The organism is Bizionia gelidisalsuginis, assembly GCF_008086185.1.
Lineage (GTDB): Bacteria > Bacteroidota > Bacteroidia > Flavobacteriales > Flavobacteriaceae > Bizionia > Bizionia saleffrena.
In genome coordinates this window covers 1-12,511 of sequence record NZ_VSKN01000026.1, presented here as the reverse complement: position 1 = coordinate 12,511, position 12,511 = coordinate 1, and the positions used below count along the sequence as shown (strand labels likewise).

The 12,511-nt window shown below is 33.4% G+C and carries 13 protein-coding genes; 8 read left to right on the top strand and 5 right to left on the bottom strand.

Annotation, left to right across the window (positions count from 1 at the left end; all coding sequences use genetic code 11):
* The first annotated feature begins 8 nt into the window (after positions 1 to 8).
* Together ES677_RS13490 and ES677_RS13485 are read left to right on the top strand one after the other, a co-directional pair.
* Positions 9 to 845: a universal stress protein gene (locus ES677_RS13490; protein ID WP_148370445.1), complete on the top strand. Its 837-nt coding sequence runs from the start codon at positions 9 to 11 to the stop codon at positions 843 to 845.
* 64 nt (positions 846 to 909) lie between these two features.
* A complete protein-coding gene (locus ES677_RS13485; protein ID WP_148381511.1) occupies positions 910 to 1,764 on the top strand; it encodes a universal stress protein in 855 nt (284 codons plus the stop codon).
* A 178-nt stretch (positions 1,765 to 1,942) separates the two neighbouring features.
* On the opposite strand, the gene ES677_RS13480 is transcribed toward ES677_RS13485, so the two are convergent.
* A complete protein-coding gene (locus ES677_RS13480) occupies positions 1,943 to 2,362 on the bottom strand; it encodes a CBS domain-containing protein (protein ID WP_148370443.1) in 420 nt (139 codons plus the stop codon).
* A 792-nt stretch (positions 2,363 to 3,154) separates the two neighbouring features.
* On the opposite strand from ES677_RS13480, the gene ES677_RS13475 reads away from it, so the two are divergent.
* Entirely contained in the window at positions 3,155 to 4,168 is a 1,014-nt protein-coding gene (locus ES677_RS13475) for a DUF481 domain-containing protein (RefSeq protein WP_148381510.1), read from the top strand.
* A gap of 75 nt (positions 4,169 to 4,243) precedes the next feature.
* Here the strand turns inward: ES677_RS13475 and ES677_RS13470 are convergent, their stop codons facing one another.
* Positions 4,244 to 4,795 carry a hypothetical protein gene (locus ES677_RS13470; protein ID WP_148381509.1) on the bottom strand — a complete coding sequence of 184 codons (552 nt, stop codon included), beginning with the start codon at positions 4,793 to 4,795 and terminating at the stop codon, positions 4,244 to 4,246.
* 298 nt (positions 4,796 to 5,093) lie between these two features.
* Positions 5,094 to 5,252 (bottom strand): DUF1328 domain-containing protein, encoded by a 159-nt coding sequence (locus tag ES677_RS13465; protein WP_148370440.1) that lies wholly within the window; start codon positions 5,250 to 5,252, stop codon positions 5,094 to 5,096.
* 342 nt (positions 5,253 to 5,594) lie between these two features.
* Between ES677_RS13465 and ES677_RS13460 the strand changes: the two genes are divergently transcribed.
* Both ES677_RS13460 and ES677_RS13455 read left to right on the top strand, forming a co-directional pair.
* Positions 5,595 to 5,894, top strand: coding sequence for a hypothetical protein (locus ES677_RS13460; RefSeq protein WP_148381508.1), 300 nt, complete (start codon positions 5,595 to 5,597; stop codon positions 5,892 to 5,894).
* Positions 5,895 to 5,900: 6 nt separating this feature from the next.
* Positions 5,901 to 6,221 (top strand): SOS response-associated peptidase family protein, encoded by a 321-nt coding sequence (locus ES677_RS13455; RefSeq protein WP_148381507.1) that lies wholly within the window; start codon positions 5,901 to 5,903, stop codon positions 6,219 to 6,221.
* Positions 6,222 to 6,236: 15 nt separating this feature from the next.
* Here the strand turns inward: ES677_RS13455 and ES677_RS13450 are convergent, their stop codons facing one another.
* Positions 6,237 to 7,253, bottom strand: coding sequence for a helix-turn-helix domain-containing protein (locus ES677_RS13450; RefSeq protein ID WP_148381506.1), 1,017 nt, complete (start codon positions 7,251 to 7,253; stop codon positions 6,237 to 6,239).
* 135 nt (positions 7,254 to 7,388) lie between these two features.
* On the opposite strand from ES677_RS13450, the gene ES677_RS13445 reads away from it, so the two are divergent.
* Together ES677_RS13445 and era are read left to right on the top strand one after the other, a co-directional pair.
* Positions 7,389 to 9,230, top strand: coding sequence for a sodium:solute symporter family protein (locus tag ES677_RS13445; protein WP_148381505.1), 1,842 nt, complete (start codon positions 7,389 to 7,391; stop codon positions 9,228 to 9,230).
* Between the two features lie 70 nt (positions 9,231 to 9,300).
* Positions 9,301 to 10,179: a GTPase Era gene (gene era / locus ES677_RS13440; RefSeq protein ID WP_148370435.1), complete on the top strand. Its 879-nt coding sequence runs from the start codon at positions 9,301 to 9,303 to the stop codon at positions 10,177 to 10,179.
* A gap of 6 nt (positions 10,180 to 10,185) precedes the next feature.
* Here era and ES677_RS13435 read toward each other — a convergent pair whose 3' ends face one another.
* Complete coding sequence (locus tag ES677_RS13435) at positions 10,186 to 10,689, bottom strand: GTP-binding protein (RefSeq protein ID WP_148370434.1); 504 nt, start codon at positions 10,687 to 10,689, stop codon at positions 10,186 to 10,188.
* 76 nt (positions 10,690 to 10,765) lie between these two features.
* Here ES677_RS13435 and der point away from each other — a divergent pair, with 76 nt between their 5' ends.
* Positions 10,766 to 12,079, top strand: a complete 1,314-nt coding sequence (gene der / locus ES677_RS13430) for a ribosome biogenesis GTPase Der (protein ID WP_148370433.1) — start codon at positions 10,766 to 10,768, stop codon at positions 12,077 to 12,079.
* Positions 12,080 to 12,511 lie beyond the last annotated feature (432 nt).

Below are 12,511 nucleotides of genomic sequence, written 5' to 3'. Positions count from 1 at the left end.
AGAATACTATGAGACATCATATTCTACTACCTACTGATTTTTCCAAGAACGCTTTAAGCGCAGCGCTATATGCGATAAGATTATATAATAGCGAGCCGTGCACGTTTTACTTTTTACACGCTTGGTCTTTTTCAAATTCTAGTACGCGCACTTATATTAGTTCGGAGTACATTGATAAATTAGAAGAAAAAGCGCAATACCAATTGTTAGGGCTGAAAACACAAGCTGAAGCAGATAAAACAAACGCATTGCATAAGTTCGAGATTTTTTATAGTAAAGATCCTCTGGTAAAAAGTATTGAGGTAGCTATTGAAACTCACAGCATAGATTTAGTTGTTATGGGAACAAATGGGGCCTCAGGCACTAATAGATTTCTTTTTGGTAGTAATGCGGTTAGCATTATTACTAAAATGAAGCTATGTCCTATTTTAGTTGTTCCGGCCGATTTCGATTATATAGAACCTAAACATATTGGTTTTCCAACGGATTTTAAGCATTTGTATAGCTCAGAATTGCTCTCTTTAAAGCACTTTTCTAAGCTGTGTAATTCTGAGGTTAAAGTGGTTCATTTTAATGAAAGTGATGATTTATCACACAGACAGAATACTCATTTAGTACTACTAAAAGAGTCTTTGGAAGGGTATAAGCATAGTTTTCATTGGATGACAGATAATAATACTAAAGAGCTTGCTATAAAAGAATTTATTAGAGCACAGGACATTAATGTTTTGGCGATGATAAATTATAAACACAGTTTTATTGAGAGTATTACAAAAGAGCCCATCGTAAAAAATATAGGCTTTCATCCTGTTATCCCTTTTTTAGTCATTCCTTGTTTTAGCTAAAAACTATTACTTTAAATTGAGAAGGACGATGTTAAGTTATGTGTAATGGCGTAAAAATAAAAGTATGAGACATAATATTTTACTGGCAACAGATTTTTCTAAAAACTCCGTAAAAGCCATTCACTACGCTAGGGAATTATATAAAAATGACTTTTGCGATTTTTATCTACTTAATGCGTTTTCAACAACGCGCCCTATTTTAAAAAGTTTATTACAAGCAAATCCTGAAGGAGAATGGTACCAAACGGCAAAGCTAGACTCAGAAAATGGTTTAGCCAAGGTTTTCGATATTATAGCACTGAACGATAATTTTAACTCTAAGCATAGTTTTAAAGTCATTTCAACGTATAATACTGTTGTCGATGCCATTAAAATAATTGTAGACGAAAAAGACATAGAAATGGTTGTAGTGGGAACCAAAGGAGAAACAGATGCATTAACAACCTCTTTTGGAAGTGTGGCGGTTAATGTAATGGAGAAAATACGAAATTGTCCCGTAATAGTAGTGCCCAATAAGGCGCAATTAGCATTACCTAGAGACATCGTGTTTCCAACAAGTTATAAAACACATTATAAGAGAAGAGAACTCAACTATTTAACCAACATTGCTAAATCGTGTAATGCAACGATTGTAGTTCTCCATATTTTAGAGCAAGATGAATTGGATAAAAGACAGTTAGAAAACAAGAAATTACTTCAAGAAATATTAAAAGGGACAGACTATAAATTTCATAATGTTTCAAGTGATTCTGTTTTAAGTGCTGTAAATATATGTGTAGAAAGTAGATCTAGCGGTATGGTTGCTTTTATAAATAGGAAGCATGTTTTTTTCGAAAGTATACTTACCAATCCAATGGTGAAAGAAATTTCATTTCAATTAAACGTGCCTATTCTAGCGCTGCACGATTTAAGAAATTAATAAATAAGTCTATTAATATTTTAAACTAATCGTTTCCGATTACTCTTTTTTTCTTGATAAGAATAAACTCTAATTTTTTGAGACCGATTGTGATGCCAAAAAAAAAGAGTTTATCAATTAATACTTCTAGTAGAGTACTTTTATCGCAGAGCGCACTTAAGGTATTTAACGAATAAATTTAAAATTGCTCAATTAAGTAATTTATAAGATCTGTTGTCGTTACAATTCCGACTAAATTATCATTATCAACGACAGGTATAGCGTGAAATTCTTTTTTAGACAGTATTTCTGCCACTTCTTTTATGGTTGTATTTGCGTTTACATTAACTAAATTTTTTGCCATAACTTGTTCTATGGAGAACATATTATAAACCGTTGAATCGATCTCTTGTTCGTCTTCATAGGCGGCTTCAACAAAACTTATACGTAGTAAATCTGTGTAACTTAACATTCCTACAATCTGAGATCCTTTTACAACAGGAATATGTCTAATGTTATGTTCCTTAAAAATTTTTTCCGCGACTTCCAATGAATCATTTGTATTGAGTGTGATAACGTTTTTTGTCATTATGCTAGATACTGGTGATCTTTTTTTCATTACTTTTTAGTTTTAGATTATACGCTAAGTTAAAGCAAATAAGGTGTGTATAAGATGATAAAAGTCATTATGCACAGTAAAAATAGCTATAAATTAAGGGTGATTAAAACACTTTTTATTATATATTTTTGCGCCATAATATGCTTGTTTTTGCTATTAAAAATGATGACTTAAAAGTTTCAAAGCACAATTGAGATGTCAATTTTTTAAAAAAAATGAAGCAATGTTTTGTTCTGTAATATTATTTGTGCTAACCATAATTTTTAAATGGCTTTACTATCTTAATATAGAAAATAACTACGAGGCCTAGTTGCGCTAAAAATAGGTGTAAATTATCGTGCAATATTTCCAATGTAAAGCAGTCTTATAAGCACAATACATTATTTTATTGAGGGGATAATGCTAAATATGGACAGATAAAAACGTGGCGTTTCTAAAATAAATTTAGATTAGGTTGGAGCAATTAAAGGGAACTTAAAGTAGGTGTTCTTTTATTTTGAATAGGTAAACTAAGATAAGTTTTAAGTTAAATGTCGTTTTTGCACTATACACATTAGTGCACCTATTTATTTTTAGTATTGTAAATAAAATATAAATCCAACAAACGTAATTTTTAGATAATTAAAACACCGAGATTACGAGGGTTTAGAGTGGTGCCTTATTAAATAGCTGCTTGTGCGATGATGTGATTGTTTGTCTAATTTAGGTAATCGTTAGGTTTCGGTTTAACTAGGCTAATGGTTTTATAAAATTCCTTGTTTATATTTGCATTTAAATTTAATGGCAATTTAAATGAAATTAAAATCTGTACTATTCTGCATTACTGTGTTGGTCGCGTTAAGTGCTTTTTCTCAAAATGACACTTTAGTGATCGCTAATGGAGATAGAATTATTGGAGAGATAAAAAAAATGGAGCGTGGAGTGTTAACCATTAAAACATCATACAGTAATAGTGATTTAAAAGTTAAATGGAAAAAAGTAAGGACGATTAAAAGCATTGAAAGTTTCCTGATAACGGCTTCCAATGGCACGCGTTATAAACTGGACGGAATAAACTCCGCCACCGCAAATGAAATTATTGAAATTAGTGACAATAATAGTGTTATAAATATTTCTGATGTCGTCTTTATTAAACCAATCAAAGATGGTTTTATGTCACGTTTAAACGCCTCGGTTTCTTTTGGGTACAATTTTACGAAGGCAAGTAATTTAAGTCAATTATCGTTAGCAAGCAATTTGGGGTATACTTCCGATTATTTTAGTGTTGGAGCTACCTTTAATTCCGTGAGAAGTAATCAAGATGAAGTAGAAGAAATTCAACGAACGTACGGGGAGTTGTCTTTTAATTATTTCTTAAAACGCGATAATTTCTTAATCTTCCAATCGGAATTTCTTTCTAATAGCGAACAAAAATTACAGCTAAGAATAACAAACAAGTTAGGTTTTGGTAAATATTTTGTCCACAATAACCGTATGTACCTTGCAGGTGCTATTGGAGTGGCGTGGAATAATGAAGACTTTTACGAAGCGCTAAACAACAACCGAAATAGTGGTGAAGCTTATGCGTCTTTAGAAGTTAACCTGTTCGATTTTAATGATTTGGGTTTAGTGTCAGGTGTCACCACTTACCCAAGTTTAACTGAGAAAGGGAGGGTGAGAACCGATTTTAAAATAGATTTTAAATACGATTTACCCTTAGATTTATTTGTTAAAATAGGATTAAATTACAATTACGATAACAGACCAATTGAAGGCACCTCGTACGATGATTATATTATTCGTACCACCCTAGGATGGGAATTATAATAAACAAGATTTAAACCCGAAAAAAAATGCCCCATAAGTATATAAGGCATTTGGTATAAATAGAATCAGGTTGTATTAAAATTGGGTTTGTTTAAACGATCGTTGTTGCATCAGACCTTTATCTTTATCGAAATACTCAATTACAAAATCATTATTTTGATTGAAATAACCAACTCCAGAGTAATCATTCATCGTTATAACATAGATTTCGTCGTTTTGAGTTCGTCTAGCGGTACCAAAAACACGTTCTGCCTCATTACTTGTTAGGCTCATTACAAAGCCTGAATTGGTCGATTTAAATCCGTACGAACGATCATTGTAAGTATAATAAGTGATTTCAGAAATTTCTTCAAAACGATCGTCATTATCTGGGTCAACGCTAATGGTTTTCGTTATTTTTGTTGGCGTTTCAATCATTGGTGCGTCAATCTCCCCAGATTTTAACGGCGCTGTTTTAACTTCCTGCTCTTTCTTGGTAACAATTTTAACTTTCTTTTCCACCATTTTACCATTTTCATTTACGGTTTCAGTTTTTATTTGAGTGGATTCCATTTTGTCTACTGGCTTGGTTTGTGCAAATGCGATGGAACCGACCATTAGCGTTGTGATAAAAAATATAGTTTTCATTGTGTTGTTTTTAGATTAATAATTACTGAGTTGTCAGCGTTAACTTATTTTGTTGCTAAAATTTATCCTAAATTTCTTCTTGTACATCTTCAACGACACCCAAAACATCTGGTGCATCATCAATGTCGTCGCACATTGTAGTGCCTTAAATTTTTTGTCTGCTCATTTCTCTTCTTGACACAAGATGAAAACAGCTAAGCTAAAAATTAGCGTTGAAATTATAAGTAAGCGTAATTTTTATACGTTATAAAGTTTTAGTAATAGAATAGTGGTTATAATTCGGTTGGTTAGGTTTATTCTATTTCATAGATCCTTTAATTAACGACAGGATAAAAAGAACGATAAAAATAAAAAATAGAACTTTAGCTATTCCTGCAGATGCTCCTGCAATTCCTCCAAAGCCTAATACTCCGGCAATAATGGCTATTATAATAAATGTGATTGTCCAACGTAACATAATGGTTTGTTTTAAGGTTAATAAGTCAATTCTTGACTTATACTTTTACTGAAATATCAGAAAAGATTGATAGTTATTTGTTACAAATCTAAAGGCAATTAGAAAGGTATTCTTGCTCATTTAAACCGTTAATTAACTCATTTGGGTAAGCGTTAATTTTTTCACAGTGTTTTAACAAAAAGCAATCAATAGTTATTATAATTTAACATAATTATGCTTTTTTAGTGAGTAAAAATAGAATCTGTCCGCGTCGTGATACAGTTAAATATCGTTTTATACGAACAACTAATAGTCTTTCAATTGACTTATTTTTAGACTGATAATCGTATAATACTATGAGATATGAATTATAAACTCTCTATCGACGCAACTCGGCAGGCTCTAGAAAACACATTCAAACGGTATTTCCTTTTTCCTAATATTTACCGAGCGCACAAAACAATAGATGGCGCTAAAGAAACTACGATACTTATTATTACATTGCAACAAAGTGATGTCATTTCTCAGGGTATTTGGGGGATTTTACCTCACAATTATGAAAATGATTGGAAAATGTTTCAGAAAGCGCTTAATACGTTAAGCGTTAAAAGTAAAGATGTAGAGTCCCAATCGCATTATGAAGAGGCCTTTTTTAAACGCTGATGTTTAATTTTAGTAACGGGTATTGTCGCTACGTATTTAAACGAGGGTGTTTTACAAAGAATTTTAATTCAAGCAAAAGATACAAAACCCTTCACCTTAGCAGGGATTTATAATGTAACAAACGATGGGTTTTTAACGGTCTCCATCATTAATACTCTAAAAAAAGAAAGTATTACTGGTAACAAGTCAATACCTCTAAAAATGCCAGTAATAATACGAGAAGCGCAAAGAGAAGACTGGTTAGGCCTTAATACAGAAATGAAAACCATTAAAATAATAGTAAAAAGCGCAAACGAATTGCGGCTCTACACCATTAAAACAACTTAATTTTTAACGTAAAGTTTAACGTCGCTTATTTTTTTGAAAAGCACTCGGACTAATTTTATACTTATTTTTGAATATCTTAGAGAAATAACTTCTACTACTAAAACCTATGGTGTAAACAATTTCCGAAATATTTAAATCACTTGTATTTATTAAGTCTCTCGCCTTTTCAAGTCTTACGTGTCTAATGTATTCGGTTACCGTTCTTGCGTACAACAGCTTAAATCCTTCTTGAAGTTTCGCTTGAGCCAAGCCAGAGTTTAGCGATAATTTCTCTAAAGAATACTCAAGAGAAACGTTATTAGAAATCGTGTTCCCAAGTGCTCGTATGGTTTTTAGTTCGTTTTTAGTTAACGATTTAGAAATGGGTTTGTTAGTCACCGCTTTATTATGCTGTTGCATATGTAACGATAGCACTTGGTAAACTTGCCCCTCAATAAGTAAAATACGGAGCATTCCTTTTTGTTCAACTTTTCTAAACTGGCTAATATGGTCGGCCAGTTTTAAGTTATAAGTTCCATAATAAGAAAATACATTTTGATAATCCGTATCGTAGAACACCTTATAAAGTTTATCGTTTAAAATAGACGCATCATTTAATCGTTTGTTAAGGAATTTAATTCTATTAATTTGAATAACATTAACTTCCAGTTTTATGCCTTTAGGATAATACTCGTTGCTATAACCCCCATTTTTACTTGTCATAATGACCGACTGAAATTGCTCGAGTGTTTTGTAATTGTCTTGATGGTTAAAACGGTGTTTAAAATGCCCGTTCAAACAATATATAAACGAAATAGGGTTATAAACAGAAGTGTCTTTTTTTAGAACAATATCTTCAAAAAAAGCAATATCATAGTATAAAAAATCACCTCCCCATTCAAAAACAATATAACGGATGGCTCCCTTTGCGACTGCGTTGTCTACCGTTAAAATGTGTTCTCCCCAGCGACTTTCGATAGTCCCTCCTATAACGTTTTGAATCTGCTTAATAGTACTTTCTGTATCTTCAGCAGTAATATGAATTTCCCTCATTACAAATTTTGACATGTAAATATAAAATATTAAACTTAAAAAGTGGCTATATTGCCTTCGTAAAAAAGAGGTCTACTGTTTATGGCCTGCGTATTAAATTAGTTTTAAGAAACACTCAGCAAATAATTATCTTATATGATTTCATTGAATGCCTACGATTATGCTTTCATAATTGGCTTTTTTCTAGTAACCCTTACAATAGGTTTTGTCGTTTCAAAAAAATCAGGTAAAAGCACGAGTGAGTATTTTTTATCGGGTCGTACAATGCCGTGGTGGTTATTGGGCGTATCTATGGTAGCTACAACTTTTTCTACGGATACTCCAAACTTAGTCACCGATATTGTTCGTAATAAGGGGGTGAGTGGTAACTGGGTATGGTGGGCTTTTTTAATAACCGGACTTTTAACGGTTTTTGTTTATGCTAAACTGTGGCGTAAATCGGGAGTAAATACAGATATTGAGTTTTACGAACTACGCTACGGTGGTCGACCCGCACGTTTTTTAAGAGCATTTAGAGCGATTTATTTAGGCGTTGTTTTTAATGTTTTGGCTATGTCGGCCGTAACCTTGGCGGCAATAAAAATTGGACAAGTAATGTTAGGCTTATCTCCTCTAGAAACTATTTTTATTGGAGGCCTCGTAACTGTTGTTTTTAGTACTGTTGGGGGGTTTAAAGGGGTGGTTTATACCGATTTCATACTTTTCTTTGTCGCGATGTTTGGTGGTATAGCCGCAGCGTATTATTGTGTTAATTTACCTGAAGTTGGTGGGTTGACGGCATTAATGGAAAATGAAAACGTAGTTAATAAATTGGATATTCTACCCTCTTTTACAGACACTGAAGCCTTAATAACTCTTTTAATAATTCCGCTTGCTGTACAATGGTGGAGTGCATGGTATCCTGGTGCCGAGCCCGGAGGTGGTGGTTATATAGCACAGCGTATGCTAGCTGCAAAAAACGAAAACCATGCGATCGGGGCGACGTTCTTTTTTAATATTTTACATTATGCCTTACGTCCGTGGCCTTGGATTTTAGTCGCGCTAGCATCATTAGTAGTCTATCCGGATATAGCAAGTATTCATGAAGCTTTTCCTAATATAGCTGAAGATAAACTAGGTCACGATTTAGCGTATTCAGCGATGTTAACAAAGCTGCCAAACGGACTTTTAGGTATCGTCTTAACGTCTTTAATTGCCGCTTATATGTCTACTATTTCAACGCATTTAAACTGGGGATCCTCTTATATTGTCAACGATTTTTATAAACAACATATCAAATCTGAGGCGTCCGAAAAAGAACTCGTTAATGTGGGGCGACTATCAACAGTGTTATTAATGGTTATTTCTGCCGCTTTGGCTTTAGTGCTCACAAATGCTTTACAATTATTCAATATTATTTTAATGTTTGGCGCAGGAACGGGGCTCATCTTTATTTTACGTTGGTTTTGGTGGCGTATTAACGCATGGAGTGAAATTTCAGCAATGGTCGTTTCTGGAATTATTTCAATTTTAATAAGTTTTACAAGTTTTGGCGATTGGCTATTTGGAGGCGCCAATATTTTAACAGGAGTAGAGGTTGATGGCCTAATGCCAAGCTGGATGACGTATCCCTTTATAGTATTGGTGACGACTGTATCGTGGCTGTTAGTCACTTTCTTAACGCCTCCCGAAACGAATAGTACTTTGTTTGATTTTTGTAAAAAAATACAGCCTGGCGGTCCGGGGTGGTCTAAAGTGATCGCAAAAAGTAAATTAGAAGGTAAAGATATCTCCGTGATGACTAGTGGTAGTTGGAATGTGCCTTCGGGAATTTTAGCGACGTTAGTAGGGTGTATCGCGGTATATAGCGCCTTATTTGCAACCGGATATTGGATTTATGGTCGTTATACCAAAGCACTATTATTAACACTATCTACAATCGTGTTTGCTTTTATTCTAAAGCTTTTGTGGAAAAAAATAAAAGCAGTTACTTTTTAAAATTAGGCACTATTTTTTCTTTTCGTACCTTGTGTAATAAGAGTATCTTTGTAAAAAAAAAATAAAAAGTATGCATAAAGCTGGTTTTGTAAATATTATTGGAAATCCTAATGTTGGGAAATCTACTTTAATGAATGCCTTCGTGGGCGAAAAATTATCGATCATCACCTCTAAGGCGCAAACAACGCGTCATAGAATTTTAGGAATTGTTAATGGTGAGGATTTTCAGGTAATTTTAAGTGATACTCCAGGTATTATAAAACCTGCATACCAGCTTCAAGCGTCTATGATGGATTTTGTAAAGTCTGCTTTCGAAGATGCCGATTTACTTATTTATATGGTGGAAATTGGTGAAAAAGAACTGAAGGATGAATCGTTTTTTAATAAAATCATCAGTGCTAAAATCCCGGTTTTATTGTTACTTAATAAAATTGACAAATCCAATCAAGAGGAATTAGAAGAGCAAGTTCAGCTTTGGGCAGAAAAAGTGCCGAATGCCGAAATTATTGCTATCTCGGCTTTAGAAGGGTTCAATGTAAAAGAAGTGTTCGATAAAATTATCGAGTTGCTTCCAGAATCTCCAGCGTTTTATCCTAAAGACCAGTTAACGGATAAGCCAGAGCGTTTCTTTATAAATGAAACGATTAGAGAGAAAATTTTAATACACTACAAAAAAGAAATTCCTTATGCTGTTGAAATAGACACCGAAGAATTTTTTGAAGAGGAAAAGATTATTCGTGTCCGATCAGTGATTATGGTAGAACGCGAAACACAAAAAGGAATTATCATTGGTCATAAAGGAAGTGCCTTAAAACGCGTTGGAGTTGAAGCTAGAAAGGATTTAGAAAAATTCTTTGGTAAGCAAATTCATTTAGAACTGTATGTAAAAGTAAATAAAAACTGGCGTTCTAATTCAACTCAATTAAAACGATTTGGTTATAATAAATAAGGAGGTTTAGACCTTTGTCTGTAACACATCTTTCATAAAACGGTAAAGTGCATTCATTTCAGCCTGATTAGAAGATTTACTTACCCTTGCGGCAAAGTACAATACAAACCAAACAATTACCATAAAGGACATACCCCAAATTTGTAATTGGTAGTCGGTGTTTAATGAAGCGTTAGAGTAAGCCCAAATGGCAAAAGCGATAAATAAACCGGCGACAGCGAAATGTAAAAACATAAAGAGCGTCCATACTGTTGGGTTAGGCCCGAATAAACCATACAGCCGACTGTTTTTCTCATCAACTTCATTTATTTCTAAATGTAACTGTGGCGACCAAAATTGTTGCTTAGCTTTTGGTAATTTAATAAATACGTGGTCCTCGATCCGCGAAACGATAAATTCCGTTTTTTGAGAACCTATAGTTTCAAAAGCATCTAAAATCAAGGACTTACTAGTGTTGAGTTGCCTTTTAAAACGCGGGCGCAAAACCACATCATTTATGTTTTTATTCATAATCTTTTAATAATGAGATTAAAATAGTATTTTTTCTTGACACCAAAACACTATCTTTGCAAAATAATTTGAAACCATGAGTAATATAGTAGCTATAGTAGGAAGACCAAACGTTGGGAAATCGACGTTTTTTAATCGTTTAATTCAACGACGTGAAGCCATTGTTGATGCCGTTAGTGGTGTAACAAGAGATCGTCACTATGGAAAAAGCGATTGGAATGGTAGAGAGTTTTCTTTAATAGATACCGGTGGTTATGTTAAAGGAAGTGACGATGTCTTTGAAGCTGAAATCGATAAACAAGTAATTTTAGCTATCGAAGAAGCCGATATTATTATTTTTATGGTAGATGTAGAGTCTGGTGTCACTGGTATGGACGAAGAGGTTGCTGAATTATTGCGCAAAGTAAAAAAACCAGTATTTTTAGTCGTTAATAAAGTCGATAATAATAAGCGTGCCGAAGATGCCGTAGAATTTTTCTCTTTAGGATTAGGGGAATACTTTACTATTGCTAGTATAAACGGAAGTGGAACAGGTGATTTATTAGATGCTCTTGTTAAAGTTCTTCCAGAGAAAGTAGAGCAAGAAGAGGAAGAAGGGGAAGCATTCCCACGTTTTGCTGTTGTAGGCCGACCAAATGCCGGTAAATCTTCATTTATAAATGCCCTTATTGGTAAAGACCGTTATATCGTTACTGATATTGCAGGAACAACTAGAGATTCTATAGATACAAAATATAACCGTTTCGGATTCGATTTTAATTTAGTCGATACGGCCGGAATTCGTAAAAAGTCTAAAGTTAAAGAAGATTTAGAATTCTACTCGGTAATGAGAAGTGTACGCGCGATCGAGCATAGTGATGTTTGTCTTATTATTTTAGATGCAACACGCGGCTTTGATGGACAGGTACAAAACATCTTTTGGTTAGCTCAAAGAAATAGAAAAGGAATTGTGGTTTTAGTTAATAAATGGGATTTAGTAGAAAAAGATCACAAAACGACTATTGAATTCGAAAAAGTAATCCGTAAGCAAATGGAACCTTTTACTGATGTGCCCATAGTATTTATATCTGTGTTAACTAAACAACGTATCTATAAAGCAATAGAAACAGCTGTTGAGGTTTACCAAAACCGGACTAAAAAAATTAAAACAAGCGTTCTTAACGACACGTTCTTACCAATTATAGAGAATTATCCACCGCCAGCATACAAGGGGAAATTCGTTAAAATTAAATATATTATGCAGTTGCCAACGCCGCAACCGCAATTTGCCTTTTTCTGTAACTTACCACAATATGTAAGAGATCCTTACAAACGTTTTTTAGAGAATAAGCTAAGAGAGCTTTATGATTTTAAAGGGGTGCCGATAAGCGTTTACTTGAGAAAGAAATAAATATAATTTCAAATGTTAAGAGTTTATAAAAGTTTTTTGCTCGAGTAGTTTAAACAATTAACGAAATACACGCCTTTTAGAAACCGTCTTAAGTTTTAAAGAATAAATAAGAACAGCATAGCCATATGCTGTTTTTTTTGTTTTATGCTGAAGTGTTAGAGCTTCAATTTATAAACATTACGCTAGCAAAAGTAGAGATAGAAAAAGAATAAGTAGACTTAAAGTGATACTCTATATTCTTTGCATAAGACTTAAGATGAAAAAATATAATTATTAATTGATAATTGTTTTCGACTTTTATTAACTGTAAGTTCAAGTCATAAGTGCAACACGGATATTTAAAATAGATGGGGCTAGCCCCATCTATTTTAGGCTCAATATTTATATTCGTTTTGAATGAAACATTATAAACAATTGACCTTGTCACAAAGT

Excerpts from the sequence above, each read along its gene's own strand:
- ES677_RS13490 (WP_148370445.1), top strand. The coding sequence starts at position 9 with ATGAGACATCATATTCTACTACCTACTGATTTTTCCAAGAACGCTTTA.
- ES677_RS13485 (WP_148381511.1), top strand. The coding sequence starts at position 910 with ATGAGACATAATATTTTACTGGCAACAGATTTTTCTAAAAACTCCGTA.
- ES677_RS13480 (WP_148370443.1), bottom strand. The coding sequence starts at position 2,362 with ATGAAAAAAAGATCACCAGTATCTAGCATAATGACAAAAAACGTTATC.
- ES677_RS13475 (WP_148381510.1), top strand. The coding sequence starts at position 3,155 with ATGAAATTAAAATCTGTACTATTCTGCATTACTGTGTTGGTCGCGTTA.
- ES677_RS13470 (WP_148381509.1), bottom strand. The coding sequence starts at position 4,795 with ATGAAAACTATATTTTTTATCACAACGCTAATGGTCGGTTCCATCGCA.
- ES677_RS13465 (WP_148370440.1), bottom strand. The coding sequence starts at position 5,252 with ATGTTACGTTGGACAATCACATTTATTATAATAGCCATTATTGCCGGA.
- ES677_RS13460 (WP_148381508.1), top strand. The coding sequence starts at position 5,595 with ATGAATTATAAACTCTCTATCGACGCAACTCGGCAGGCTCTAGAAAAC.
- ES677_RS13450 (WP_148381506.1), bottom strand. The coding sequence starts at position 7,253 with ATGAGGGAAATTCATATTACTGCTGAAGATACAGAAAGTACTATTAAG.
- ES677_RS13445 (WP_148381505.1), top strand. The coding sequence starts at position 7,389 with ATGATTTCATTGAATGCCTACGATTATGCTTTCATAATTGGCTTTTTT.
- era (WP_148370435.1), top strand. The coding sequence starts at position 9,301 with ATGCATAAAGCTGGTTTTGTAAATATTATTGGAAATCCTAATGTTGGG.
- ES677_RS13435 (WP_148370434.1), bottom strand. The coding sequence starts at position 10,689 with ATGAATAAAAACATAAATGATGTGGTTTTGCGCCCGCGTTTTAAAAGG.
- der (WP_148370433.1), top strand. The coding sequence starts at position 10,766 with ATGAGTAATATAGTAGCTATAGTAGGAAGACCAAACGTTGGGAAATCG.